23 protein-coding genes are annotated in these 26,260 nt (G+C 70.9%); 13 read left to right on the forward strand and 10 right to left on the reverse strand.

Annotated elements, in window-relative coordinates:
* Positions 1 to 9: 9 nt before the first annotated feature.
* Positions 10 to 834, reverse strand: coding sequence for an RDD family protein (locus tag B7K24_RS06285; protein ID WP_084129338.1), 825 nt, complete (start codon positions 832 to 834; stop codon positions 10 to 12).
* A gap of 43 nt (positions 835 to 877) precedes the next feature.
* Between B7K24_RS06285 and B7K24_RS06290 the strand changes: the two genes are divergently transcribed.
* A complete protein-coding gene (locus tag B7K24_RS06290) occupies positions 878 to 1,873 on the forward strand; it encodes a stage II sporulation protein M (protein WP_084129499.1) in 996 nt (331 codons plus the stop codon).
* 113 nt (positions 1,874 to 1,986) lie between these two features.
* Here the strand turns inward: B7K24_RS06290 and B7K24_RS06295 are convergent, their stop codons facing one another.
* The 5 genes from B7K24_RS06295 to B7K24_RS06315 are packed head-to-tail and all read right to left on the reverse strand — an operon-like array spanning position 1,987 to position 7,237.
* Positions 1,987 to 3,279, reverse strand: a complete 1,293-nt coding sequence (locus tag B7K24_RS06295) for a DUF58 domain-containing protein (protein ID WP_084129339.1) — start codon at positions 3,277 to 3,279, stop codon at positions 1,987 to 1,989.
* A 3-nt stretch (positions 3,280 to 3,282) separates the two neighbouring features.
* Positions 3,283 to 4,422: a MoxR family ATPase gene (locus B7K24_RS06300; RefSeq protein ID WP_084129340.1), complete on the reverse strand. Its 1,140-nt coding sequence runs from the start codon at positions 4,420 to 4,422 to the stop codon at positions 3,283 to 3,285.
* Positions 4,419 to 5,615 (reverse strand): DUF4350 domain-containing protein, encoded by a 1,197-nt coding sequence (locus tag B7K24_RS06305; RefSeq protein ID WP_084129341.1) that lies wholly within the window; start codon positions 5,613 to 5,615, stop codon positions 4,419 to 4,421. The genes B7K24_RS06300 and B7K24_RS06305 overlap by 4 nt, the downstream gene beginning before the upstream one ends.
* Positions 5,612 to 6,250 carry a DUF4129 domain-containing protein gene (locus B7K24_RS06310; protein ID WP_084129342.1) on the reverse strand — a complete coding sequence of 213 codons (639 nt, stop codon included), beginning with the start codon at positions 6,248 to 6,250 and terminating at the stop codon, positions 5,612 to 5,614. Before B7K24_RS06310 ends, B7K24_RS06305 begins: the two co-directional genes overlap by 4 nt.
* Before the next feature lie 3 nt (positions 6,251 to 6,253).
* A complete protein-coding gene (locus B7K24_RS06315; protein WP_084129343.1) occupies positions 6,254 to 7,237 on the reverse strand; it encodes a hypothetical protein in 984 nt (327 codons plus the stop codon).
* Between the two features lie 270 nt (positions 7,238 to 7,507).
* Between B7K24_RS06315 and mtrA the strand changes: the two genes are divergently transcribed.
* The 7 genes from mtrA to secA all read left to right on the forward strand — a co-directional run bounded on the left by mtrA (position 7,508) and on the right by secA (position 17,112).
* Entirely contained in the window at positions 7,508 to 8,191 is a 684-nt protein-coding gene (mtrA, locus tag B7K24_RS06320; RefSeq protein WP_084129344.1) for an MtrAB system response regulator MtrA, read from the forward strand.
* Entirely contained in the window at positions 8,188 to 9,873 is a 1,686-nt protein-coding gene (mtrB, locus tag B7K24_RS06325; RefSeq protein WP_144268175.1) for an MtrAB system histidine kinase MtrB, read from the forward strand. Before mtrA ends, mtrB begins: the two co-directional genes overlap by 4 nt.
* Complete coding sequence (locus B7K24_RS06330) at positions 9,873 to 11,594, forward strand: LpqB family beta-propeller domain-containing protein (protein ID WP_084129346.1); 1,722 nt, start codon at positions 9,873 to 9,875, stop codon at positions 11,592 to 11,594. The genes mtrB and B7K24_RS06330 overlap by 1 nt, the downstream gene beginning before the upstream one ends.
* 92 nt (positions 11,595 to 11,686) lie before the next feature.
* On the forward strand, positions 11,687 to 12,421 hold the full coding sequence (locus tag B7K24_RS06335; RefSeq protein ID WP_084129347.1) for a ComF family protein: 735 nt from the start codon (positions 11,687 to 11,689) through the stop codon (positions 12,419 to 12,421).
* Between the two features lie 131 nt (positions 12,422 to 12,552).
* Positions 12,553 to 13,221: a ribosome hibernation-promoting factor, HPF/YfiA family gene (gene hpf, locus B7K24_RS06340; protein ID WP_084129348.1), complete on the forward strand. Its 669-nt coding sequence runs from the start codon at positions 12,553 to 12,555 to the stop codon at positions 13,219 to 13,221.
* Between the two features lie 44 nt (positions 13,222 to 13,265).
* The gene (locus B7K24_RS06345) at positions 13,266 to 14,156 is read left to right on the forward strand and encodes a DMT family transporter (protein ID WP_084129349.1); all 891 of its coding nucleotides are present in this window, start codon (positions 13,266 to 13,268) and stop codon (positions 14,154 to 14,156) included.
* A gap of 73 nt (positions 14,157 to 14,229) precedes the next feature.
* Positions 14,230 to 17,112 (forward strand): preprotein translocase subunit SecA, encoded by a 2,883-nt coding sequence (secA, locus tag B7K24_RS06350; protein WP_234986609.1) that lies wholly within the window; start codon positions 14,230 to 14,232, stop codon positions 17,110 to 17,112.
* A 3-nt stretch (positions 17,113 to 17,115) separates the two neighbouring features.
* On the opposite strand, the gene B7K24_RS06355 is transcribed toward secA, so the two are convergent.
* Both B7K24_RS06355 and B7K24_RS06360 read right to left on the reverse strand, forming a co-directional pair.
* The gene (locus tag B7K24_RS06355; protein ID WP_144268176.1) at positions 17,116 to 17,541 is read right to left on the reverse strand and encodes an Rv3235 family protein; all 426 of its coding nucleotides are present in this window, start codon (positions 17,539 to 17,541) and stop codon (positions 17,116 to 17,118) included.
* Positions 17,538 to 18,344: a LysM peptidoglycan-binding domain-containing protein gene (locus tag B7K24_RS06360; protein WP_084129352.1), complete on the reverse strand. Its 807-nt coding sequence runs from the start codon at positions 18,342 to 18,344 to the stop codon at positions 17,538 to 17,540. Before B7K24_RS06360 ends, B7K24_RS06355 begins: the two co-directional genes overlap by 4 nt.
* A gap of 115 nt (positions 18,345 to 18,459) precedes the next feature.
* On the opposite strand from B7K24_RS06360, the gene B7K24_RS06365 reads away from it, so the two are divergent.
* Positions 18,460 to 18,972 carry a hypothetical protein gene (locus B7K24_RS06365; protein ID WP_084129353.1) on the forward strand — a complete coding sequence of 171 codons (513 nt, stop codon included), beginning with the start codon at positions 18,460 to 18,462 and terminating at the stop codon, positions 18,970 to 18,972.
* On the opposite strand, the gene B7K24_RS06370 is transcribed toward B7K24_RS06365, so the two are convergent.
* A complete protein-coding gene (locus B7K24_RS06370) occupies positions 18,969 to 19,178 on the reverse strand; it encodes a helix-turn-helix domain-containing protein (RefSeq protein WP_084129354.1) in 210 nt (69 codons plus the stop codon). The two genes, B7K24_RS06365 and B7K24_RS06370, sit on opposite strands and share 4 nt — an antisense overlap.
* A gap of 116 nt (positions 19,179 to 19,294) precedes the next feature.
* Here B7K24_RS06370 and B7K24_RS06375 point away from each other — a divergent pair, with 116 nt between their 5' ends.
* From B7K24_RS06375 to B7K24_RS06385, 3 genes are read left to right on the forward strand one after another with little or no spacing between them, the layout of a single operon-like run.
* A complete protein-coding gene (locus B7K24_RS06375) occupies positions 19,295 to 19,921 on the forward strand; it encodes an SAF domain-containing protein (protein WP_084129355.1) in 627 nt (208 codons plus the stop codon).
* Positions 19,918 to 21,171, forward strand: a complete 1,254-nt coding sequence (locus B7K24_RS06380) for a hypothetical protein (RefSeq protein ID WP_084129356.1) — start codon at positions 19,918 to 19,920, stop codon at positions 21,169 to 21,171. Before B7K24_RS06375 ends, B7K24_RS06380 begins: the two co-directional genes overlap by 4 nt.
* 4 nt (positions 21,172 to 21,175) lie before the next feature.
* Positions 21,176 to 21,622 (forward strand): hypothetical protein, encoded by a 447-nt coding sequence (locus tag B7K24_RS06385; RefSeq protein WP_084129357.1) that lies wholly within the window; start codon positions 21,176 to 21,178, stop codon positions 21,620 to 21,622.
* Here B7K24_RS06385 and hisN read toward each other — a convergent pair.
* Positions 21,619 to 22,410: a histidinol-phosphatase gene (gene hisN / locus B7K24_RS06390; protein ID WP_084129501.1), complete on the reverse strand. Its 792-nt coding sequence runs from the start codon at positions 22,408 to 22,410 to the stop codon at positions 21,619 to 21,621. The genes B7K24_RS06385 and hisN overlap by 4 nt on opposite strands.
* A 135-nt stretch (positions 22,411 to 22,545) precedes the next feature.
* On the opposite strand from hisN, the gene B7K24_RS06395 reads away from it, so the two are divergent.
* Entirely contained in the window at positions 22,546 to 26,247 is a 3,702-nt protein-coding gene (locus B7K24_RS06395) for a carbohydrate-binding protein (protein WP_144268179.1), read from the forward strand.
* Positions 26,248 to 26,260: the final 13 nt, after the last annotated feature.

Raw genomic sequence — 26,260 nt, forward strand, 5'->3', positions numbered from 1 at the left:
TGCCGTGGCTCAGTTGTCGACGTCGGCGACGCCGTAGGGCAGCGCACCCACGCGCGCGTCCTCGCGGTCGGCGCGCGCCTGGCGCTCCACCTCGAGCGCGTACTCGCGCCTGCCACGCTCCACCAGCACCGCGGCGATGACGTACTCCGGGTGGGTGCCGGGCGGCGGCGTGGGAGAGACGTGCTCCAGGACGCGCGCCCCGAGATCGGTGCCGAGCCGCGCGCGCGAGTCGGGGCGAAGCGCGGCCGCGCGGGCGAGGAACATGCGGCTCGTGAGGGCCAGGCCGTCGGGCAGACGGCGGATATCCGCGGTCGTGGCCCACGGCTCGAGGAACGGCGGCATGGTCAGCGGGGGCAGGGCCTTCGCGCCGCCGCGCACCCGCATCGCGTACGTCCCGGCGAGCATGTCGCCCAATCGCTTGCCCCGAGCCGACAACATCGACGTCGTGACGGCGATCATGCCAAACGACAGGTAGACCTCCGCGAGGCCGACGAAGGCGCGCGTAAAGGCGTGGCGGAAGGCGATGGGTCCGCCGTCGTCGCGCACCACGCGCAGGCCCACCGCGAGGCGACCCGTCGACAGCCCGCGCGTGAGCGTCTCGACCGCGGCCGGGAGGAGGACCAGGGTCGTGACGAGCGTGAGGATGGTGACGGCGCGCCAGGCCGCGCCGTTGAGGTACGCGCCCAGGGAGTTCGCGATCACCAGGAACGACGCGACGGCGGTGCCGCCGTAGACGAGCGCGTCGATGGCTCCCGACAGCATGCGCAGCGTCACGGGGGCCGCGCCCGTCGAGAGCGCGACGCCCTCGCCGATGAGGATCTCGTCGTCCTGCATGGTGCCTCCGCGCGTGGTCGCCGTTGTGTGGCATCGTAGCGGCGTGGATGTCGACGCCTTCGCCCGTGCGCGCGAGTCGCGCTGGTCGCGGCTGAGGGAGCTGACGCGCCGGCGCCGCCTGACGGGCGCCGAGGCCGACGAGCTCACACGGCTCTACCAGTCCACGGCAGGCGACCTCTCGGCCGTGCGCTCCGCGGCGCCGGAGCCCGCGCTCGTGACGCGACTGTCGATTCTGCTCGCGGGGGCCAGGGTGTGGCTCACCGGTGCCCATGAGGCGTCCACGCAGCCGCTCAGGCGCTTCTTGCTGTACGGCCTCGCCGCGGCGCTGTACCGGGTGCGGTGGTGGGGTGTGATCGTGTCCCTGTCCGTGGTGGTGCTCGCGGCGCTGTCGGCCTGGTGGACCGTGACGCACCCCGAGTCCCTCGACCTCATCGGCGACGCCGAGACCCGCGCCGCGATCGCCAACTACGAGTTCGCCAACTACTACGTCGAGTACGACTCGAGTTCTTTCGCGGCCTCGGTATGGTCCAACAACTGGTTCATTGCGGCGCAGTGCATCGCGCTGGGCATCACCGGCATCTTCCCGCTGATCCTGCTGTACAACACCGTGGTCCAGTTGGGCGTCGCCGGTGCCGTGATGGCCGAGGCGGGCTTGCTCGACGTGTACTTCCAGCTGCTCGCACCCCACGGGCTGCTCGAACTGTCCGCGGTCTTTGTCGCGGCAGGAGCGGGGCTGCGGCTGTTCTGGACCATGCTCGTGCCGGGCCCGCGTTCACGCGGCGAGGCGCTCGCGCAGGAGGGCCGCACCGCCTTCGGCGTCGCGCTCGGGCTCGTCGTGGTGCTGCTGATCTCGGGGCTCATCGAGGGCTTCATCACCGGCGCGGCTATCCCGTGGGCCATCAAGGACGCCATCGGCGTCGTGGCGTGTGCCGCGTTCTGGATCTACGTGTTCGCCTTCGGCCGCGCGGCGGTGCGGGCGCGGGCCACCGGCGACGTCGAGGGCGATTTCGCCGTCGACACCGTGGCGGTGAGCGCGTAGCGGCTTGTCTGCTTCGCCCCGTGCGCGTCCCGTGCCTCCTGGGAGTCGTTCAGTGCCCGGTGCGCGCGAAATACGGGCACCGAACGACTCCTGGGGAGCGTCGAGGTGGCTCGCTACAGCCGCCCCGCGGCCTTGAGTGCGAGGTAGCGGTCCGCGACCGCCGGTGCGAGGTCGTCGGGACCTGCGGTCACCACGTCGGCTCCGAGCTGCCTGAGGCGCATCGCCACGGCGTCGCGTTCGAGCGCCGCTCGTGCCGCAGCCGCGGCCGAGTAGACCTCGGTGACGTCCTCGCGGCCGGCAAGCATCTCGGCCTCGTGCGGGTCCTCGACGGACGCCACCAGCACGACGTGCTCGCGGCGCAGCGCGCGCACGGCGTCGAGCAGGCCCGAGTCGACCGAGGACACGTCGACGGTCGTCAGGAGAACCACGAGCGAGCGTTGGCTGAGCCTGCCCTGGATCAGCCGGGCGAGCGCCGCCCAGTCGGGCTCGAGGAGCGCGGGCTGGACGGTGGCGAGGGCGTCGGCGAGAGCCGGCATCATCGCCGGGCCCGTCGTGCCAGCGGCGCGCGCACGCTCGGTGCGATCGAAGGCCGTGACCTGGACGCGGTCGCCGGCCCGCGCGGCCAGGGCACTAAGCAGAAGCGTGGCCTCGATGCCGGCATCGAGGCGGGGGGCGTCTCCCACGCGGGCCGCGGACAGGCGTGAGGTGTCCAGCACCGTGAAGACGCGTCGGTCGCGCTCGGGCCGGTAGGTTCGCACGAGGACCTCGCCGCGACGCGCGGAGGCCCGCCAGTCGAGCGAGCGCACGTCGTCGCCGATCACGTATTCGCGCAGCGAGTCGAACTCGGCGCCGGCGCCCTTGAGCTGGACGGCGGTCTGGCCGTCGATCTCGCGCAGGCGGGCGAGGCGTGAGGGGAGGTGGCGGCGCGATGCGAATTCCGGCAGCACGCGCAGGACGCCGGGGGCGTCGATGGACCGTTGCCGTCCGGCGAGCCGCAGTGGCCCCTCGAGCCGCACGGTGACCCTGTCGGCGCTGCGGTCCCCGCGCCGCGTGGGCGTCAGGGTGGTGGTGAGCCGGGCGGCCTCGCCGGCGGCGAGGCGCAGGCGGTGCCTGCTCGTGTCGGCGCCGGCCGACGGCTGCCACGCGTCGCGCACCGCGAGTCGCATCGTGCGCCGGCCCAGATTGGCGATCTCGAGGGACGCCGCCGTGCTTTCCGTGAGACGCACGGCGCGGGGAGTCTCGCGGCGCACCCCCACATCGGTCGGACGCGGGGCGAGCCAGGCATCCATCAGGGCGAGGGTGAGGACGCCCAGCACCCACACCCACGCAAAGGTGCGTCCCGTGCTCCACAGCGCCGGAACCGCGCCCAGCGCCGCCAGCAACGCCGTCCACCCCGTGAGATACATGGGTTAGCGCGGCACCGGGACGGAGGCGAGAACCGAGCCGAGCACCGAGCGGGTGGTGACCGCCTCCAGCTCCGCCTCGGCACGCAGCTGAATGCGGTGCGACAGCGTCCACTCCACGAGCGTCTTCACATCGTCGGGGGTGACGAAGGTCGAGCCTCGCATCCATGCCCACGCGCGCGACGTGGCCATGAGGGCGGCGGCGCCGCGCGGCGAGACGCCCACGGCGACCGAGGCGGCCTCGCGGGTCGCGCGGCAGATGTCCACGATGTAGCCCGCGACGTCGGCGGAGAGGTCGACCTTGGCGACCTCGGCACGCGCGGTCACGAGGTCCTCGACGGAGGCGACGGTCGTGACGCCCGCGGCGTCGAGGTCGCGAGGGTCGAAGCCGGCGGCGTGGCGGCGCACCACCTCGATCTCGGCCTCGCGAGCCGGCAGCGGCACCGGCAGCTTGAGCAGGAAGCGGTCCAGCTGGGCCTCGGGCAGGGGATAGGTGCCCTCGTACTCAATGGGGTTCTGGGTCGCGATGACGAGGAACGGGTCGGGAAGGGCTCGGGAGTCGCCGTCGACCGTCACCTGGCGCTCCTCCATGGCCTCGAGCAGCGACGCCTGGGTCTTCGGAGGGGTGCGGTTGATCTCGTCGGCGAGCATGAGGTTGGTGAACACCGGGCCCTCGCGGAACGAGAAGGCGGCCGTGCGGGCGTCGTACACCAGCGAGCCGGTGACATCGCCGGGCATGAGGTCGGGGGTGAACTGCACGCGTGAGGACTCGACGCCGAGCGTGCGCGACAGCGTGCGCACCAGCAGCGTCTTCGCGACGCCAGGCACTCCCTCGAGGAGGACGTGGCCGCGGCACAGCAGGGCGATGACCAGGCCGGTCACGACCTGATCCTGGCCCACCACGGCCTTCGCGACCTCGGTACGCAGTCGCCCGAGTGCCTCGCGCGCCTCGGAGGCACCGGGGGCCGATGCCGTGGCCGGCTGTCCGTCCGCGCGCGTCTCACCGGCGGGGCCGGCCGGGGGCGCCTGGCCGGCCGGGGGCGCCTGGCCGGCCGGGGGCGCCGGGCTGGGCTCGTACGCCTGGCCGGGCTCGGCAGTGGGCCGCTCCGGGGTGGTGTCGGGTGTGGACTCAGGAGTGTCGGTCACGGTCGGTGAACCTCGCCTTCCAGCGTGTCGAGCTCGGTGATCAGGGTCATGAGGGCGGCGTCGCTCGTGGGCGGGGCGCCGTACAGGAGGTCGGTGATGGCGCCGCGGTCGCGGCCCGTGGCGCGGGTGATGGCGTCCACCAGGGAATCTGCACCCGCCGCGCGGGGCACGCCCAGGCGTGCCCCCATACGCGTCGCCGCGTGGGCGCGTAGGGCTGCTGCGGCGCGGCCGGCGGCGCGGGAGCGTCGGTACAGGCGGGCGCGGCCGCGGGTCGCCTCGGAGGCGCGCACGACCACCGGCAGGGGTTCGCGGACGAGTGGTCCGAAGCGTCGCGCACGCCACAGCGCCGTCACCATGACGGCGAGTCCGAGGGCAAAGACGGCGGGGAGGGTGCCGGGCGGGAGGAAATCGGGGCTGACGGGCACGGACTCCGGCGGCGCAATGCCGTCGCCGCCTTCCCACGTGGGAACCGACGTGTCCAAGCCGTCCGCGACGTACCAGACCACGTTCTCGTGGCGCCCGAGGGTGCGGAGGGTCAGCGCCGCATTGCCCGCCTGGTCGAGGCGCTCATTCGTGACGATGTCGGGGGAGACGAGGATCGTGAGACGCCCGGCGTCACGCTCGAGGTCCACATAGGTGGCGGCCCCACTCGGGGTAGGGAAACAGGTGGTGACGCCGGCGGCAGGCGTGCCGAGCACGGTCCACGGTCCGGCCTCGACCTGCTCGGCGGCGAGAGCATCGTCGTTGTCGCACGCGGCCAGTGCGAGCGTGGAGCCGCTGTCAGAAGACGTGCTGAGGCCCGATGCGGTGGCGGCAAGCGTCGCGTCGTCGGCGCCAAGCGTGACCAGGTCCCCCGGGTAGTCCAGCAACGCCTGAACCTGATACTCCTGCAGCAGGTGGGGCTCGGCGATGACGAGCGTGGTCGTCGGCGGGTCGGCGACGCGCGCTGCGCCGAGCGTGGCGACCTTGCGCACGTCGACGCCCTGGCCGCGCAGGATCTCGGCTGCGGCCCGCGCCCCGTCTCCCGCGGCATTGTCCGGTGACAGTGGCGTGTAGTCCTGGGGCTTCGACGACCACACGAGCACCACCACGATCGCAACAAACAGGGCCGCCGCGAGGAGGGCAATGGGCCGCTTGCGAGCCCGCCTGGCCAGGGACGGGCGCACGTCGGCGCGCGCGTAGTCGACGCTCACCGTCGCACCTCGGCGGCGACGGCGGTGCGATGCGCGCGCCGCAGGCGCTCATGGCTGTCGCGTGCGCTCACCCAGGCGGCCTCGTTGAGTCCGCCGCGGCCGTATCGTGCGCTCTCGAAGTCGCGCGCGACCGCCGCGACGAGATCGCGCTCGACGGGGACGGCCGCACCGATGTCGCGCGCCGCCTCGTCCGCCGTCATCCCGTCCGTCACCGTCACCACGCCGCGATCATCGAGGCTCCTGACGCAGGCGCGGTAGATCTCGGTCACCGCGAGATCCCAGTCGCGTGCGGCGGCCGCGTGCGCGGCCGCCGCCTCCAACGCTTCCGCGCTGCGGCGGTCGTCACCCAAAACCGCTGCCGTGGCATCGGCCCTGCGCGAGCGACGCAGGGGTCCCACCACGAGCCACACGACGAGGGCGACGAGAGTGACAGCGACCGCCACGATCAGGATCACGCCCGTGGGCCCCAGCCCCGTGCCAAAGCCGTCGAGGCCCTCGAACAGCTCACGCAGCCATTGTCCGAGTCGTGCCAGCCACGTCGCGGGCTCGGCGCGGTACTCGGCCTTCGACAGCTCGTCGACGGCCCAGCGGCGCGCCTCGTCTGCGTCGGGATCGACGGGAATGGTGAAGAGCATGCGTCAGGCTCGTCCCGCCTGGGCGGCGGCGCGGGCCTCGGCGGCACGCGCGAGGTCGATGTCGAAGCCCTCGTGGCGCATGCGCAGGTCAATGTAGAGCAGCGCAAAAATCGCGCCAAGGTAGGCGTAGACCATCACCATCGACACCACGTAGGCGACGCCATAGATCGCGAAGAAGCTGATCGCCAACACCGCCGTGGAGTCAGGAGCGATGAGTCCCACCGCAACGGCGCCGAACTGGCCCACGTACTGGAACACCGACGCCGCGATGTTGATGAGAAACATTGCGACGAAGACGATCAGCAGCGACCACCAGAAGCGACCCTTGATCAGCCCGAACGCGCGGCGCAGGCCCTGCACCATCGAGACGTCCTCGAGCACGATGAGCGCACGGGTGACGCCCTGGACCACGGTGATGGCGAGGAACAGCGGAATCGCGGCGAGGAAAAACAGCACCGTCAACGCCACACCGCCGGCGGCGGCGGCACCGTCGCCGAGGAACGCGAGCAGAAGCGGCGCGCACGCGAGCGCAACCACGGCGCAGATGACGACGAACGACACCAGGTACAGGAGAAGCAGGGATCCGAGGCGGTGCTGCACCTGCTTCCAGGCGGTCGCGATCGTCAGCCGCTCGCCGAGCACGGCACGGGCGACACCGGGGGCGATGATGGAACTGGAGAACACGTCCGCCAAGAGCGCGGCCGCGATCGCGATGACGATCAGCGCAATCGTCTCGCCCGAAATGCCCGACAGTGTGGGAGCGGCCGAAAGCAACCCCAGTTGGGGGTCATTGACCACCATCCACAGCGTGGTGAGAGACAGCACTGTCGAGACAAGCGTGAAAAGCAGCGGCGCACCGATCATCACCGCACGGTTAAAACGCAACGCCTTGAAGGGGACGGCGAGGAAATCGCCAAAGCTCAGCGGCTTCAGGGCGATGATTCCGGGCTGCCACGAACGATAGGTCGGCGCGGCGGGAGCGGGCACAGCGTGCCCGGCCGTCGGTGAGGGGGCGACCGACGGCGGCGCAGCTTGACCCGACGGCGGGGCGGCCCGACCGACAGGCGCACCGGGTGTGGTCCATGCCGGCGGTGCCGATGCGGGGCCAGGCGTCGGCCACTGGGGCGTGCTGGGTGAGCCCGTCGGATCGGATTCGGTCACGTGTCTGCCTCCCTTGACCCGGCCTATCCTGCCACGCACCTCCCGCGCGGCGTGGGGTCCTCGTGCCCGCGTTGCGCCACATGGCAAGATGGCGTCATGACGGCACGCATCCTGGTGGTCGACGACGATCCTGCGGTGGCGGAGATGATCGGCATCGTCCTCCGTGGCGACGGCTTCGACCCCATCTTCTGCGACCACGGGGACCGAGCTGTCGGTGTGTTCCGCGCCGAGCAGCCCGACGTGATCCTGCTCGACCTCATGCTGCCCGGGCGCTCCGGCATCGACATCTGTCGTGAGATCCGGGGCGAGTCCGGCGTGCCCATCATCATGCTGACGGCCAAGTCGGACACGGTCGACGTGGTGCTCGGCCTCGAGTCGGGGGCCGACGACTACATCCCCAAGCCGTTCAAGCCTCGCGAGCTCATTGCGCGTGTGCGCGCCCGCCTGCGCCGCAATGACACGGCCGCGTCGCCCACCCTGCGCATCGGTGACCTGGAGATCGACGTCACCGGCCACCGCGTCAGCCGCGACGGGGAGATGATCCCCCTCACCCCACTCGAGTTCGACGTCCTCACCACGCTGGCCCGCTCGCCGGGGCAGGTCTTCACCCGTGAGGTGCTCCTCGAGGATGTGTGGGGCTACCGTCATGCCGCCGACACGCGCCTGGTGAACGTCCACATTCAGCGCCTGCGCGCGAAGGTTGAGCGCGACCCGGAGAACCCGGAGATCATTCAGACCGTTCGCGGCGTCGGGTACAAGGCCGGCAGCCACACCCCGTGAGCACGTCCGCGCGGGCCGTCGGCGCCGCGTTGGTCGCGCCCGTGCGCTCAGCCGCGCGGCGATGGTCGCGGTCAATGTCGCTGCGCGTCGTGTCATCGACCCTCGTGGTCGGCATTGGCACGGTCATCGCGCTCGGCGCATACGCCACGACACAAATTCGCGATGGCCTCGTCGAGGACCGCGTGGACCGTATCCTCGCCGAGTCCGCCCGCGACGCCACCATCGCACAGGAGCGGGCGAGTTCGACCACCGCCGCGAACCCGGCCGACATGCAAGAGCTGGTGTATGAGCTGTTCATCGAACTGCGTTCGCTCGGCGGGGACCAGCGCGGCATCGTCATCGTGCGCTCGCCAGAGAACTCCTCGCAGATCCCGCTGACCGTGGGCGAGCTGCCCACCGGGGTGGGCGCCCCCATCAGCGCTGCGATGCGCGCCGCGGTCGACGGCGGCACGGATCAGCCCTGGCAGTTCGTCGAGCTGACGAATCCGTCTGTGCCGGGCGTGGTCGTCGGCGCACCGCTCGATCTGGGACCCGCGGGCCCGTACGAGCTGTACTTCGTGTACTCGCTCGCGGACGAGCAGGCGACCCTCGACCTCATCCAGCAGATTCTCACCGTCGGCGCCGTCGTCCTGGTCGGCCTGGTGGTCGCGATGACGTGGTTCGTGACCAGTCAGGCGGTCAGGCCCGTGCGCCAGGCCGCGCGCGTGGCGTCGCGGCTTGCCGAGGGCCGGCTCAGCGAGCGCATGAGCGTGCGCGGCCACGACGAGATGGCCACCCTCGCACAGACCTTTAACGACATGGCGGAGTCTCTGCAACGCCAGATCACGCGCCTCGAGCATCTGTCGCGGCTGCAGCGACGCTTCGTGTCCGATGTGTCCCACGAGCTGCGCACGCCGCTGACCACGATCCGGATGGCGTCGGATGTCCTGCACGACGCGCGCGGCGACCTCGACCCGGCCGCGGCCCGCTCGGCGGAGCTGCTCAGCACCCAGCTGGACCGCTTCGAGGCGTTGCTCGCGGACCTCCTCGAGATCTCGCGCATCGATGCGGGCGCCGCACAGTTGGAGTTCGAGTCCATGGATGTGGCTGATGTCGTCCGCGACGAGGTCGAGGCGATGATTCCCGTCGCCGCTGGCATGGGTGTCACGATCGCCATGCGAGTCGGAGAGGGGACACACACCGCCTCGATCGACCGTCCGCGGGTGGGGCGCATTGTCCGCAACCTCTTGTCGAACGCCGTCGAGCACGCCTCGGACGCGGGCGTCGAGGTTGCCGTGGCCTCCAACCGGCGCGGCGTCGCGGTGCTCGTGCGCGATCACGGCGTGGGCCTCACCACGCAGCAGGTCGACCGCGTCTTCGACCGCTTCTGGAGGGCCGATGCCGCGCGCGCCCGGACGATGGGCGGCACCGGCTTGGGACTCTCGATTGCTCGGGAGGATGCCCACCTCCACGATGGCACGCTCGAGGTGTGGGGTGCGCCTGGCCAGGGCGCGAGTTTCCGTCTGCTCCTGCCACGCACGGCCGAGGGGCTCGGCAAGAATGCGCCGCTACCGCTGGTGCAGCGCCAGGGTGCGTTCACCGCGGTCGGCCCCGAGGTCGTGTTCTCCTCGGCTCTGACCGACGTCGCCGACCTCACGAGCGACGCCGACGTGGTGCACCCGACGTCACGGGAGGGTGACTGATGCGTCTCACACGAATCCTCGCGGTCACCGCGGCGGCAGCACTGACCCTGGGCGCCTGCGCCTCGATCCCCGTCGAGGGGCCCGTCCGCGAGGGCGACGGCGACGTCGACCCCATCGAGCCGTTCCAGCCCATCGCGCAGGGACCGGGGGCGACCGACGAGCCGGAGGCGATCGTCACCGGCTTCCTCACGGCCTCGGCCAGCGGCGTCGCGAGCGACTTCACGCTCGCACGCGAGTTCCTCACCGACGAGGCGGCATCGACGTGGGACCCGGCCGCGCGCACGCTGGTCTACGACTCCGGCGCGGTCGCACCGCAGTGGGACGAGACGGGCGACACCGTGACGTACGAGGTTCCGGTCGCCGCCCAGGTCGACGACTCGGGCCGCTTCACCGACATCGCTGACGAGACCGTCGAGCGCATCGAGTTCGAGATGGAGCAGGGTGACGACGGCCAGTGGCGCATCTCCTCCCTGGCCGACGGCGTGGTGATCTCCGAGGCGAACTTCGTCAGCCTCTTCCGCTCGGTCCAGCTCATGTTTGCCACCCCCGACCTCACGACGGCGACTCCCGAGCAACGGTGGCTGCCTCGCGTCAATGCGGCGACCGCGGCGGCACGCGAACTCATCGAGGGCCCCTCCACGTGGTTGGCCGATGCCGTCGTCACCGGCTTCCCCGCGGCCGCCGCTCTCGCGGTGGAATCCGTGGTCGTCACCGGCGGCGTCGCGACCGTCGACCTCACGGCCCAGTCCGCGGGAACGCCCGAGGAGCGTGCTCTCGCCGACGAGCAGATGCGTCTCACGCTCGGCTCGCTGCCAGACGTCACGGATGTCGAGGTGCGCATCGGCGGACTCCCGATCGCCGACGACGGCTCGGTCACCCTTGCGAAGGCGCCCGTGCCGGACCCCGTCGCCGCCACCCTGGCGGGTGACCGGTTGGGACTGTGGGACGGCGACGACATCGTCGTGCCCGCCGACGCGGGTGGCGTGGGAGCGGCGGCGCATGGCGTCGCCCTCAGCTACGACGGCACGCGAGTGGCATTCGCCGTCGACGGCGTCGGGGTGCAGGTCACCGAGGACCTCGCCGCGGGTGCCGAGGCGCTTGAGCCCGTCGGCGCCGCCGCAACGGAGATGGCTCCGGCCACGGCCACCACGATCATTCCTGGAGATGCCCTGGTGGCACCCAGCTTCGATCGTTTCGGCGCCGTATGGAGCGTCGAGTCAGGCGGAGGTGCACTCCAGGTCGCGACCGCCGCGGGCGAGGTCGTCGAGCTCGGCGACGAATGGCTGGCGTCTCGCTCGGTGGTCGCGCTCGCCGTGTCGCGCGAGGGCAGCCGCATCGCCGTGCTCTCGCGCGCGGGCAACCAGGCCTCGTTGGAGGTGGCGGCCGTGGTGCGTGATGCCCAGGGAAGTCCGACGGGCATCGGCGAGCCGATCGGGGTGGGCGCCGGCGTGGGTGCCGGCCTGGATATCGCATGGACCGATGCGCTGACGGTCGCGGTGCTGGGCGAGCCCATCGAAGGCGCGGCGTCGCCGCTGTGGCTGACCTCGGTCGGTGGCCGCACCACCACCATTGGCGCCATGGGCGGCGCCGTCGCCGTGACCGCGCGCACGGGGGAGTCGTCCCTCGTGGTGGTCGGAGGTGACGGGGTGGTCGAGGAACGTGCGGGCACGTCGTGGTCGCGCGTGCTCGAGGGTGTCGAGGACCTCGCCTACGCCGGGTAGCCGTCGTCCCCAGCCCCTCGACCGCACCGAGGCCGACCACAGCATCGGCCGCCGTGACACATGGCGAGCGCGCGAGCGCTCATGCTCAGGCGATGACGGCGCTCGGTCAAGCCCTGGCGACGGCGGGGCGCGACCTCGCGCGGCTGGTGGTGCCCGTGGAATGCCCCGGGTGTGGTGAGCGCGACGTGCGCTGGTGCGACGCGTGCGCGGCCGTGTGGTGGGAGCCCGCGCTGCGCGTGGAATCGCTGGCGCCGCGTCTCGACGTCGACGGCACGGCGCCGCTACCGGTGTGGGCCGCGGCGACGCTCGCGGGCCCCGCCGACGGCTTCGTCACCGCATGGAAGGACGCGGCCAGGAGGGACCTCGACCGCTTCTTGGGAGACGCCATGACGCGGGCGGCACTCGGCATCGGCCCCGCGCTCGCGGCGCTGCCAGGCACCCTCGCGACCGTCGCGGTGCCCTCCCGGCCAGGCGCCGCGCGCCGTCGGGGTCGCGACCTGCCGGCGCTGCTCGGCGCGGCCGCCGCTACCGGGTTCACGCGGGCGGGCGCACCTGCGCGTCACATGCCGCGCGCACTCACGATGGCGCGAGGGGAGCAGCGCGGCGGCTCGGCGCGTCGGCGCTGGCAGGGTATGGCGGGAGCGGTGCGCGCCCGGACGGCGCTCGCGGGCGCGACCGTCGTCCTCGTCGACGACGTCATGACCACCGGAGCCTCGCTCGCGGCAGCCAGCGACGCACTCGAGCGTGCCGGGGCGGTCGTCGCCGGAGCCGTCGTCCTCGCCGTGGCGGAGCCTGCTCGCACATCCGTCACAAGAGGGCTAGGGTGAGATTCCACCGGTCCACCACACCGGCACCTTCGAGTCAGGGGAGGTGATGAAGCAGGCGCAGTCGGCGCCGCAGTCACCACAAGCCCCCAGGCCGCATGGCCACATTCATGAACTGCGAAGGAGCTTTCACCATGGACATCGCGATTATCGGACGCCACACCAAGGTTTCCGAGGACGTGCGGGACAAGATCTTCGAGAAGATGGACAAGATCGAGTCCCTCGCCACCCGCGCGACGCGTGCCGAGGTCACCGTCGTCCATGAACGTAATCCGAAGCTCTCGGGGGACCGCGAACGCGTCGAGATCACGCTGCACGGCAAGGGCGGCGTGCTCCGCGCCGAGGCCTCTGCCGATGACCGCCTCGCCGCGCTCGAGCGTGCCTCCATGAGGATCACCGAGCAGTTGCGCCGCATTCACGATCGCCGCGCCAAGCGCCACGTCGGCAAGCCCTCGCTCCACGAGGTCGTCACCGATCTGCAGGCGAAGGACGACCCCGCGGTGACCGCGGGCGAGTCCCCCATCGAGTCCGTCGAGGCCTGGGAGGGTGCACCGCACGACGCCACCCGCGAGGTCGCCATCGACGGCACGCCCATCGTCATCCGTTCCAAGACCCACGAGGCCACTCCGATGACCGTCGCCGAGGCCATTGACCAGATGGAACTCGTCGGCCACGACTTCTTCCTCTTCCATGACGCTGACTCCGGCCTCGCCTCGGCGGTCTACCGTCGCCGCGGCTGGACCTATGGCGTCCTTCACCTTGAGACGGCGGACGCGCACGAGGACGCACGCGAAACCGCCTGATCGCGCTCCGTCACGAGGGGTGCGCGCGCCGGTAGGGTTCCGGCGTGCGCACCCCTCATTTCGTCTCCGTCGTCGTCGCGGCGGTGCTGTGGGGCACAGGAGGCCTGCTGGGCTCGCTGCTGTCGGACTCGTCGGGAACCTCCGCCTACGCCGTCGCGATGTGGCGCATGCTCATCGCGGGGCTCGCGCTCGTCGCCTTCCTGGTCGTCTCCGGCCGCCTCGCCGCCCGCTCGCTCACCGCGCCGATGTGGCGGCGCGTCCTCGTCACGGGGGCGCTCACGGCCCTCTTCGAAGTGCTCTACTTCGGGGGCGTCGGCCTCGCCGGGGTGTCGCTGGCGACCCTCGTGACGATCGGCTCCGCGCCGCTGTGGGTGGCAATGGCCGATGCCGTGGTGGGCCGCGCGTGGCCGCCACGCCGCACCCTGGTCGCCCTGGGCACGGCCCTCGCGGGCCTCGTCGCGCTGCTCGGAACGTCGATCGACGCCGGCGAGGGCGCGCTCGCGGGAGTCGCGGTCGCCTTGGCCGCCGGTGCGACATTCGCGGCGCTGACCTTCGTCAACCGGGCACCGGTCCCGGGGCTCGGCGCGGTACGCCTCACGGGCCTGTCATTTACTGCGGGCGGGCTCATGCTCGTGCCGGTGACGCTGGCGACGGGGTGGGTCGCGCCTGCCGGTGCGCAGGGGTGGGCCTACGCGCTTGCCCTCGGCATCGTGTCCACGGCACTCGCGTACGTCGCCTACCTCTCCGGCCTCGCGACCGTCCCGCCGTTTGTGGCGACCATCGTGTCCCTGCTCGAGCCGCTCGTGGCCGCGCTGCTGGGCGCGCTGGTGCTGGGGGAGCGGCTGGGGTGGTGGGGCATGGTGGGCGGCGGCGCACTCGCGGTGGCGATTGTCCTGTTGCGCCCTCAGCGAGACGCGCAGGCCGCCCCGGCCTGAGCGCCTACGATGGTTCAGGATTCCCGAGACGTCAGGAGCATTGACTGTGTCCGTTTTTGATCGCGTCATCCGCATGGGCGAGGGTCGCACGCTGCGCCGCCTGGAGAAGATGGTCACCCTGACGAACGCCATGGAGAGCGTCTACGAGGAGATGTCGGACGCCGAGATCAAGGCGCTGACGGCCGAGTTCAAGCAGCGCTACGCCGATGGCGAGAGCCTCGACTCGATGCTCCCCGAGGCGTTCGCTGCGGTCCGCGAGGCCTCCCGGCGCACGCTTGGCCTGCGCCACTTTGACGTCCAGATCATGGGCGGCGCGGCCCTCCACGGCGGCAACATCGCCGAGATGAAGACCGGTGAGGGCAAGACCCTCGTCGCGACGCTGCCCGCCTACCTCAACGCGCTCACCGGCGAGGGTGTCCACGTCGTCACCGTCAACGACTATCTGGCCTCGTATCAGTCGGACCTCATGGGACGCGTCTTCCGCTTCCTCGGCATGGAAACCGGCTGCATCCTGTCGGGCATGACGCCCGAGCAGCGCCGTCAGCAGTACGCCGCCGATGTCACCTACGGCACGAACAACGAATTCGGCTTCGATCACCTGCGCGACAACATGGCCCTCGACGTCAAGGGTCTGGTGCACCGCGGCTACCACTTCGCGATCGTCGACGAGGTGGACTCGATCCTCATCGACGAGGCGCGCACGCCGCTGATCATCTCCGGCCCCGCCTCCGGCGACAACGGCCGCTGGTACGTCGAGTTCGCGCGGATGGTGCGCGAGATGACGCTCGACGAGGACTACGAAGTCGAGGAGAAGAAGCGCGCCGTCGGCATGCTCGAGCCCGGCATCGAGAAGGTCGAGCGTGCGCTGGGGATCGAGAACCTCTATGAGCCGCAGAACACCCCGCTGATCGGCTTCCTCAACAACGCCGTGAAGGCCAAGGAACTGTTCAAGCGTGACCGCGACTACGTCGTGCAGGACGGCGAGGTCGACATCGTCGACGAGCACACCGGCCGCCTCCTCAAGGGGCGTCGGTACTCCGAGGGTCTGCACCAGGCCATCGAGGCCAAGGAGGGCGTGCCGATCAAGGCGGAGAACCAGACCTACGCCTCGATCACACTGCAGAACTACTTCCGTCAGTACGACAAGCTCGCTGGTATGACCGGTACTGCTCAGACCGAGGCCGCCGAACTCAACTCGACATACGGGCTCGGCGTGGTGCCGATTCCCACGAACAAGCCGATGCAGCGCATCGACCAGTCGGACCTGCTGTACAAGACCGAGGCCGCGAAGTTCGACGCGGTTATCGACGACATTCTCGAGCGTCACGAGGCGGGTCAGCCGGTCCTGGTCGGCACGGTGTCCGTGGAGAAGTCGGAGAAGCTCTCGAAGGAGCTGCGCAAGCGTGGCATCAAGCACTCCGTGCTCAACGCCAAGCAGCACGAAAAGGAGGCCTCGGTCGTGGCCGAGGCCGGCCGCAAGGGTGCCGTCACGGTGGCGACGAACATGGCCGGTCGTGGTACCGACATCATGCTCGGTGGCAACCCCGAGTTCCGTGCGGTCCAGGAGATGGCCGAGCGTGGCCTCGACCCCCACGAGAACCCGGAGGAGTACGAGCGCGTCTGGGACGATGTCCTCGCGCAGGCGCAGGCCGACGTTGCCAGTGAGCACGACGAGGTTCTCGCGGCCGGCGGTCTCTACGTCCTCGGCACCGAGCGTCACGAGTCGCGCCGCATCGACAACCAGTTGCGCGGTCGCTCGGGCCGTCAGGGCGACCCGGGTGAGTCGCGGTTCTACCTGTCTCTCGAAGACGACCTCATGCGCATGTTCCAGTCGGGCATGGCGGCGACGATGATGAACTCGTCGGCCATTCCCGACGACATGCCCATCGAGTCGAAGGTCCTCACGCGCGGCGTGCGCAGCGCCCAGGCGCAGATCGAGGGTCGCAACGCTGAGATCCGTCGCAACATCCTGAAGTACGACGACGTCATGAGCTCGCAGCGCACGGTCTTGTACGGCCGTCGCCGCGAGGTGCTCTCGGGTGAGGACTTCTCGGAGGAGGTCCACACGTTCATCGACGACGTGGTGCGTGCCTACGTCACCGCCACCACCGTCGTCGGCGCCCCCGAGGACTGGGACCTCGAGGCCCTGTGGAAGGACCTCCACACCATCTACCCCGTGTCCGTCACGGTCGACGAGATCGTCGACGAGGCCGGCGGCATCGAGAAACTGAGCTCCGCGTTCCTCGAGCGCGAACTGACCGCGGACGCCCGCGTGCAGTACGACGCCGTCGAGGAACGCATCGGCTCCGAGCTGCTGCGGACCGTCGAGCGTCAGGTGGTCCTGCAGGTGCTGGACGCGAAGTGGCGCGAGCACCTCTATGAGATGGACTATCTCAAGGAGGGCATCGGCCTGCGCGCCATGGGTCAGCGCGACCCGCTGACCGAATACCAGCGCGAGGGCTTCCAGCTCTTCGAGGCGATGAGCGACGGCATCAAGGAGCAGGCGCTCAAGGTGCTGTACCGGGTCGAGAAGCGTGAGAAGCAGCCGCAGGGCGCACCGGTCACCGCGGCATCGGCCGCTCAGACCGCCGCGGCGGCGCCGGCCCCCGGGGTGGTTCCCCCGGGCAAGAGCGGCGGGCGCGGCCCCGCGACGTCCACGGGCCCCACCGCCGGTGCGCCCGGCCCCGCACGCCAGCGCCAACAGTTCACCGCGTCGTCGACCACCCCTGGGGCGCTCATGCAGTCGTCGATGGGCGCGTTGACCTACTCGGGTCCGTCGGAGGACGGCTCGGCCACGGTCAAGCGCGGCGACGGCTCCGCGGTGGCCGGCTCCAGCGGCGCGGCATCGAGCCCCGAAGCGGATGGGTCGACGTTCCCCGGCACGGCCAAGAACTCGCCGTGCCCGTGTGGCTCCGGCAAGAAGTACAAGCTCTGCCACGGCAAGAACGAGGAGTAGGCCTCACAGCACGTCGATGACGGTCGCAAGCCAGCGGCCGTGCATGTCCTCCAGCCGCATGGCGATGGCGCGGGAGTGTTCTCCATCGTCGACCACCAGTGACACCTCGGCGCTCGTCGCCGAGGTACGGCAGACGCGGGCGCGCAGAATCTGGGTGGGCCGCGGCCTGAGCCCGCGGCGGCGAGCGAGCGACTGCTGGCGCAGCAGCGTCTCGCGAAGCTCCGGGGCGATCCAGCGTGCCAGTGGGCTGAGGTCCGTTCCGCCCGAGATCGACTCCATGACGGCCTTGCCCAGGGTGCACGCGAGGGGCGCGGGATCGCCCAGGAGCGTGTGCGGGCGAGCGTAGGGGCGCACCGTCTCCGGGCGGCGACCCGCGGCGGGACGGTCGACGCCCTGACGCGCGGGCTCGTGAGCGGGCAAGGCGCTCATCGCGTCCACCCCTCGGGCAGTGCCAAGACCTGGCCCGGCACGATGAGGTGCGGATCTGCCCCGATGACCGCCCGGTTGGCCTCGTAGAGCGCCGGCAACGCCGCCGCAATGGTCGGGGCGTCGTCCGTATCGAGCTGTGCGGCCGTAATGGTCCACAGGGAGTCGCCTCGGGTGACGGTGTACTCCTGGTCGGGGATGCCAGGTGGTGCGGAGGGTGCGGTGCGGTCACTGCGTGTCGCGGGGCCCTGCGGCTGCGGCGTTGCGAGTGGCGTCGCCGCGGGCGGCGTTTCTGCCGCCTCGGACTGTGCCATCGCCACCGGCGCATCGGTAGCGATGGCCGGGCCGTCGAAGTTGAGCCAGCCGGCAGCAGAGGTGTCGTCCGGACCAGGCTCGACGATCCATCCCGGCGTCGCGGACGCCGAGGTCGCGATGCCGGCCGTGACCGCCGCTCCGAGACCGACGCCGACGACGCGGCGCCACACGAGGGGCGTGAGCGCGGCGATACGGCCACGCAGCCGCCGTGGAGCGATCGCGGCCGCCACCGCGGCGAGCGTCAACCATGCACAGGCCGCCGCCCCTACAAGCGCGACCGTCGCCACCACGATGTCCTCGACCGCGGCCGCGGCGCCGAGGTTCCCGCCCGCCCGGTCGTGACCGGTGCCGACCTCCCAGGCGACGCGCGCCAGCGCGTATCCCACGGCAGCCACGGCGAGGATCACGCCGCAGGCGGCGGCGCGGGCGCCTGCCGAAGCGCCGACGCCGGGAGGTATCGACGGGGAAGCGGAGATGACGGTGTCAGACACGGGAAGCCTCCATTTGATATTTTTTGATGCTCTTTGATGTCCTTAGGTCTACTTGAGCGGGGCGAGGTTGTCTACCGGAACCGCAAAGTGTGGACAGCGCGGCTACCGTGACGGGATGCGGTGGGAGGAACTCTTCGCCGACCTCGAGGCGCAGGCGGACGCCGACGGGGCGGCCGCGTGGCGCGAGGAAGTGGCCGCTCGTGAGCGCTCGGAGCGCGCGTCGGTGCCGTGGAGTGCGCGCGTCGCCGCGGCTCAGGGCAGCCGCGTGCGGCTCGCGCTGGCGGACGGCGCGATCCTGGAGGCTCAGGTGCGAGACGGCGGCGACGAGTGGATACTCGTGCGCGACGCGGACGGGCGCGAACACGTGGTGGCGAGTGCTGGCGTCGACGCGATCGAGGGGTTGCCCGCACGTGGCGCGCACCGCGGCGTCGTCGAGCGACGGGTGCGTCTGACCAGCGTCTTGCGATCGCTCGCGAGGGATCGCACCAGGGTTGCGGTCGTCACCCGGACGGGTTCTAGGGTGGGGCTGATCGCCTGGGTAGGCGCCGACCACCTCGAGATCGGCGAACCGGGCCGCGCGGCGGCCACGGTGCCCACCTCGGCGATTGTGGTGGTGCGACCGGCCTAGGCTTCGCTGCGGTCGACCTTGTGGCGCGCCACCTCATACTGACGGGCGATATACGACTCGAGCTCGGTCGCCTCGATGCGCCACACGCCACGCCCGCCTACCTGAATTGCGGGCAGGTCCCCGCTGCGCACCAGGGAGTATGCCTGCTGCGACGAGATGTTCAGAATCTCCTGAACGTCCTCGATCTTCAGGAATCGTGGCGCCATAGCGACATTGTGTCATGCGGCCTCACGAGCGCCGGCGTTGTCCACAGGTGTTGCCGTCGCTGGCGTGAGCGGGCATTCTTGAGCGGCATCGGGCGACATCCATCGGGGGGCGAGCCATGAACGATGCGGGACCCATTGCCGGTCGGCTCAAACGACCGACGTGGCGCGACCCTCGGCTGCTCATCGGCATCGCACTGATCGCGCTGTCGGTGGTCGCCGTCGCGGTGCTCGTGCGCTCGGCGGATGCGACCGAGCCGTATTACGCGGCGCGACAGACCCTCGCGCCCGGCGACGTCATCGCGGAGGACGACCTCGTCGTCTCCTACGTCAGAGTGTCGTCAGCGGAGTACGTCGCTGCACAAGCCGACCCGCCCGTCGGTCAGGTCGTGACCCGCACGGTTGGCCAGGGGGAACTCGTGCCGGCCGCCGTGCTCGCCGACGCCGGTGACGTGACCGTCAGGCCCGTCGCAGTCGCCACCTCCATGCCCCTCGACGCGGGCATCGGGCCCGGTGCGGTGGTCGACGTCTGGCTCACGACGGTGGACAACGCGGGCGTGGCGACGACGGTGCTGCTGGGCGAGGGGCTCGTCGTCACCGCGGTCACCGAGGCCGAGGGTGCCTTTGCGGTCGATGCCGATCAGGTCGTCTACGTTGCGGTGCCGCAGGACGAGGTGCCTGCCTTTTTGCAAGCCGTCGCGTCCGGAGGCGACCTGGCCGTGCTGGGGTTAGGGGGAACGCCGTGACCCGCATCTCCGTCATCGTCGCGGTCGCCGGCCCCCGCGAGTCGGGCATCGTGGAGGCGTGCACGGCGAGGCGCGATCTTGAAGTCGTGAGGCGGTGCGCCGACCTCGTCGAAGCGGTCGCCGCCGCGCGCGCCGGTGTCGGCGCCGTCATGCTGGTCTCGGACCATGCGCGGCTGACTCGCGAGGTCATCGCCGACGTGCGAGCGCAGGGTGTCGCGGTCGTGGCGTGGCCTCGCACGCGCGAGACCGGCGAGCAGCTGGCGCGGCTGGGTATCGCCGCGGTGCTCGCACCCCATGCGACGGACGAGGCCATCGCGCAGGCTGTCGCCGATGCGGTGGGCGGCGATTCCGCCGGCTCTCGGGGACCCGTGCCGACGGCCACCGAGCACGACGCCGTCGGTCATCGAGGCATGGTCGTGGCCGTGTGGGGCCCCACGGGCGCGCCAGGGCGCACTACGGTGGCACTCAACCTCGCCGCTGAGGCCGCGCACGCCGGGCGCGAGGCGCTGCTAATCGATGCCGACACGTACGGCGGCGCCGTCGCCCAGGCCTGCGGACTCCTGGACGAGGCGCCCGGACTCGCGGGTCTCGCACGCATTGCCCAGCGTGGGACGGTGCGCGGCGCCGACGTCGACGCCGCCGCCATCCGGGTGAGCGAGCGGTGGCGCGTGATCACGGGCATCTCGCGCCCGCACCGCTGGCTCGAGGTCCCCGGCGTGGCGCTCGACGAGGTCTGGCAGGGGGCTCGCGAGGCGGCGGAGTTTGTCGTGATCGACGCGGGCTTCGGGCTCGAACGCGACGAGGAACTGACATACGACACGCGAGCGCCTCAGCGCCACGGCGCGACGCTGTCGGCTTTGAACGCGGCCGATGCCGTGGTCGCCGTGGGCACGGCCGAGCCGCTGGGCATTCAGCGCCTCATCCACGGGCTGGCCGACCTCGCGGACGTGGGCGTGCGCGAACCCGTGGTGGTCGTCAACAGGGTGAGGGCCGACGTCGCCGGGAGCAGGCCCGAGGAGGCGGTCGCCGATGCCCTCGTACGGTATGCGGGCATCGAATCCGTGTGGACGTTGCCGTGGGATCCCCGGGCGGCCGATGCCGCGACGCTCGCCGGTCGCGCTCTCGCCGAACGCGCGCCGCGGTCGGCTCTGCGCCGGTCCATCGCCGCCCTTGCCGCAGCCCTCACGCCAGCGACGTTGGTCGAGGCGGCGCGGCCATCGACCCTCGACCGACACGCGCTGTCACACTGAACTCATGCGCGTGTATGTGCCGGCCACCTTCGCGGATCTCGAGCAGATCGCGGTGGGCCTGTTTGCCCCCGAGCGTGGCTTCGCGCTCACGCACCGGATGCTCGAGATCTCCTCGCTCGACGATGAGGAGGAGATCGCGGAGCAGGTGCGCGACACGGCCGCCATGGCCTCGGTCGTTGAGTATGAGTCGCCCCTGCGCGTGGTGGTCGTAGCCGACTACGCGCGCGCGGATGTCACGGAGATGGTGGGCGAGCACCCCGCTGCGGTAGCCGTGTCTGGCCGGGTGGGCGTCGGGCAGATCGCCTGCGTCTTCATCGACGAGCCGGATGCGGCGCCCGACGTCCGTGCAGCGCGCGCGGGCGAGGATGGACGCGAGCGGCTCGAATCGCGCGACCTCCTGTGGTGGGGGCCGGGGGAGCTCGGGGCGGTCCCCGGGCCCGCTGTGCCCTAGGGCCGCAGGGCGTCCACGATCGCGTCGTGGAGCACGCCATTGGAGGCGACGGCGTCGCCTCCGTGCGGGCCGGGCGCCCCGTCGAGCGAGGTGAAGCGCCCGCCGGCCTCGGTGACGATCGGCACGAGTGCGGCCATGTCGTGGAGGGCGAGTTCGGGCTCGAAGGCCGCATCGACGGCACCCTCGGCCACGAGCATGTATGACCAGAAGTCCCCGAAGGCGCGGGTGCGCCACACGGTGCGCGACAGCTCGAGGAACGCCTCGAGGCGGCCGCGCTCCTCCCAGCCCGTGAGCGAGGAATACGACACGCTCGCCTCGCTCAAGTCGGCCGTGCGGGAGACCGAGAGTGCTACGGCATCGGCCGGCGTCTGGCCGCGCCAGGCTCCGCCCCCCACCGCGGCAAACCAGCGGCGCCCGAGCGCGGGGGCACTCACCACGCCGACCACGGGCTCGCCGTCGACGAGGAGGGCAATCAGCGTGGCCCACGCGGGCACCCCGCGGATGAAGTTCTTGGTGCCGTCGATGGGGTCGACCACCCATTGACGCGGGCTGTCGCCACTCGCGCCGAATTCCTCGCCCAGAATCGCGTCGTCAGGGCGGGCGTCCTCGACTCGCGTGCGAACGATGCGCTCGGCCGCGCGGTCGATGGCGGTCACCGGCGTCTCGTCTGCCTTGATCTCGACCGTGAGTGACGCGGGATCCGCATGGGCCATGGTGAGCGCGTCGACCTCGTCGGCGATGGCGAGGGCGAGCGCAAGGTCGTCGGCGTAAGGGGAGGGGGTCGACATGCGGCAAGGCTACCGGCGTGCGATGGATTGCGGTTGACACCGCACATGGAATGCGCTTACCGTGTGAGAAACCGGTTACCGAGCGCCTTCAATGACGAGGGCGTGGCAGCGTCAACGATCTCAATGAGGAGATTCATGAGCACCACAGCCGCCCGCACCCGTGCACCTTTCGCCGCGCTCGCGGCGATGGTCCTGACCGCGGTGGTGGCCGTTCCCGCCGCGGCCGTGGGCCCCGCCGGCGCCGTCAACGCCAACGATATGGCTCCCGGCGCCTACACGGCCGACGTCGTCGTCGGCGACTTCACCGTCCACTCGACCTCCTCCAAGGGCGTGACGGTCGACGGCAGCAGCCGCGTGTCGGACCGCGGCGATGTCTACACCCAACGGATCAAGCTCAACGGCTCCGGTGACGCGGCGCAGCGCTCGCTGTCGTTCACTGTCGACGGACCCACGCAGGTCGTGGTGCACGCGCGCAGCGGATCGGGCTCGAGCGACCGGGCACTGGCGCTCTTCGACAGCTCGTGGACGCCCCTCGACAGTGTGCCCGCGCTCGCCGATGACGACGGCGCGCCCATCGCCACGGAGGTGCTCGAGGTGCCGGCGGCTGGCACGTACTGGATCGCCTCGCCGTCCTCGGGTGTGAACCTCTACTACGCACAGATCGGGCTCGACGACCCGGTCGCCCGCGCGGCGTGGTCCGATGTCGCCGCGCCCACCGTGGACGCCATCGCCGTCGACCCCGCCTCGCCCCACGACCTGCTCGTGAACTACACCGGCCTCATCGGAACCGACGGCGCCGACCTTGCCCGCGTCGCCTTGACTGATGACTCCGGCACCGTGGTCGACCGGGACCTGACGGCGACCGCAGGTGCAGACGGCACGCTCCGGGTCACGCCGCCGGCGTCCGGTGCCTACACCGTGCAGGTGTCCCTCACCCGCGCCGGCGAGGCCACCGCGCTGACGTCCCCGCAGGTCGAGGCCCCGGCCTTCGTGCTGCCGCTGGCGGCCCCCGACATCACCGGTGCGCTGACCAGTGCCGTCAGCGCCGGCGCCGCGACCGTCACCGTCGAGTGGGGTGCCGTGGCCGAGGCCGAGACGTACACGGTCGAGGTCGACGAGGGTGCGGGCTTTACGGCCGCCGTCGACGGCGTCGCCGGCACCTCGGCCGACGTCCCCGGCCTCACGCCGGGGGCGACCGTGCAGATACGCGTGGTCGCTCACCGCGGTGACGACGCCCAAGTGGGCCCGGCGACCGAAGTGAGTGTGGCATCGGCCGTCGAAAGGTGGCAGGCCGCCGATATCGGGTCCAACGCGGGCTCGGGCGGCGCCATCACCGAGAATGAGGACGGCTCCATCTTGTTCGACGCGAAGGCGAGCTCGACCAAACTCGCCTCGTCCGAAGACGGCTTCCAATACTTCTATACGGAGGTCGACCCGTCGACCGAGAACTTCACGCTCACCGCGACGTTCCGCGTGGACGACGCCTCGACCAAGGACAGCCAGTCGGGCTTCGGTGTGATCGCCGTCGACTCGCTGGTGGCGGGCTCGTCCCCCGACCGCTACTTCAACTCCGCCGGTGCCGTGGTGACCCGCTACGGGGAAGGCACCGCCGAGGTTGTCAACGGTATGCCCGGTGCCAGGTTCGTGACGGGGTACACCGGCGCCACGAACGACAACACGGCGGGCACGCGAGACCAGAGCGGCTCCGAGGTCTTCGACTCCAGCTATCGGGAGGAGGCCGGAACAGCGCCGCGCTTTGACACCGGCGACACCTACACGTTCTCACTGCGCCGCTCCAACACCGGATTCCATGCGATGTGGGACCGCAGCGGCGACGGCGGCGCGGTACACGAGGTCATCGAGTACGACCCCGACATGCTGCTGGTGCAGGACGCGGAGCGCTTCTACGTGGGGCTCGCGGTGGCGCGCAAGATCGTGGTCACCGTGACTGACTGGGAGTTCACTACCGTCCACCCCGATGACGACGATCCGGCCCAGGAGCGTCCCATCGAGCAGGTGCCGACCTCCCTCAGTGTGGACGTCACCGACACCACCCCGGCCCGTTCGCTCGACATCCCGCTGGTCGCGGACTTCTACGGCACCGGCCAGATCCTCGACGCCTCCGGAGCGGTCGTCGTGGATGGACTGGTGCTCGAGCCCGGCCGCCAGGCGCGAGGAGCAGTGTCACTCGAACCGGGCGTCAACCGTTTTACGGCTCGCGCCATCCCCGGACCGGACCAGCCGCAGCTGGGCGAGTACGAGGCACTGGAGTCCACCGACCCCGTCGACGTGCCCGTCACCATTACCGTCGACTCGTTCGGTGAGCCCGGCCAGTCGATCTGGGTGGCGCCCGACGCCACCTCGGACGGCGACGGCACCCGGCAGCGCCCCGTGGACATCCACACCGCGGTGGCATTCGCACAGGCGGGACAGCAGATTGTGCTGATGGACGGCACGTATACACCGGACCGTGCGATCGTGGCCGACCGCGGCCACGACGGCACCGAGGACGCTCCCATCGTGCTGATGTCGGAGCCCGGATCGCGGGCCGTGCTCGACCTGAGCGGCTCCGCGACGGGCGGCATCAATCTCAGGGCTGACTGGTGGCACGTGTACAACCTCGAGATCACCGGCTCGGGCGATAAGGCCAAGCCGATGCTCGTGCAGGGCCACCACAACATCGTGGAAAGGGTGGAATCCCGCCACAATCAGGACACGGGCATTCAGATCTCGGGCCTGTCGGCCGAGCCGCCTGCCATGTGGCCCTCCCACAACCTCGTGGTGTCGTCTGAGGCGCACCACAATGCGGACCCGGGCGGCAATGACGCCGACGGCTTCGCGGCCAAGCTCACGGTGGGGGAGGGCAACGTCTTCCGCTCGAACATCGCGCACCACAACATCGACGACGGCTGGGATCTCTACGCCAAGTCGACGACGGGCCCCATCGGCACCGTGGTGGTGGAGGACTCCGTCGCCTACAACAACGGTTGGCTCAGCGAGGACCCCACTCGTACGGGTGAGGGCAACGGCTTCAAGCTCGGCGGCGAGTCGATGCCTGGCGACCACCTGCTGCGCAACTCGGTGAGCTACGGCAATCTCGCCACGGGCGTGACGTCCAACTCCGGCCCCGACGTGCGCCTCGAGAACGTGACCTCGGTCGACAACGATCGCGGCATCCGCCTCGAGACCAATGCGGCGGCTACCGACTATCGGGCGGCGGGAGTGATCTCGTGGTCGAACCCCTCGGCGGACGTCGTGGCCCTCGATCAGGCCGACACGTCGCTCCTGACCGACCCGTCCAACCACTTCGACGGTGACGGCGTCACCGCCGACTGGTTCGTCACGACCGATGCGTCGAGCGTCACTCCCGAGATCGCGCCGGACGGCTCCGTCGAGATGCACGGGCTCTACGAACTCACGGCGCTTGCCCCGGCTGACACGGGCGCGCGCCTGGTCGCCAACTCCAGCCCGACGGTGATCGACCTGCTGCCCGAGGTGACGTCGCCCGAGCCTGGACCGGACTCGTGGTACCCGTCGACCGTGTACACCCGCGGCGACCGCGTGCAGCACGACGGCACGATCTACGAGGCGCGCTGGTGGAACCGCGGCTCCGAGCCCGGCGCCTCCGCGTGGGGCCCATGGGTCGAGATTGGCCCGGCCGATGCCGCTCCCGAGGTGGCACAGTGCTCCGCGGTGTGGGAGGCCTCCACGGTCTATCACCGAGGCTCGACGGTCTCCTTCGAGGGAGTCAACTACGAGGCGCAGTGGTGGTCGCGCTCGCAGGTGCCGGGCGAAAGCGTCTGGGGCCCGTGGGCAGCGCTGGGGGCGTGCGCGTAGGGCGCGATGGGGA

Source organism: Demequina sp. NBRC 110055 (assembly GCF_002090135.1).
Classification (GTDB): domain Bacteria; phylum Actinomycetota; class Actinomycetes; order Actinomycetales; family Demequinaceae; genus Demequina.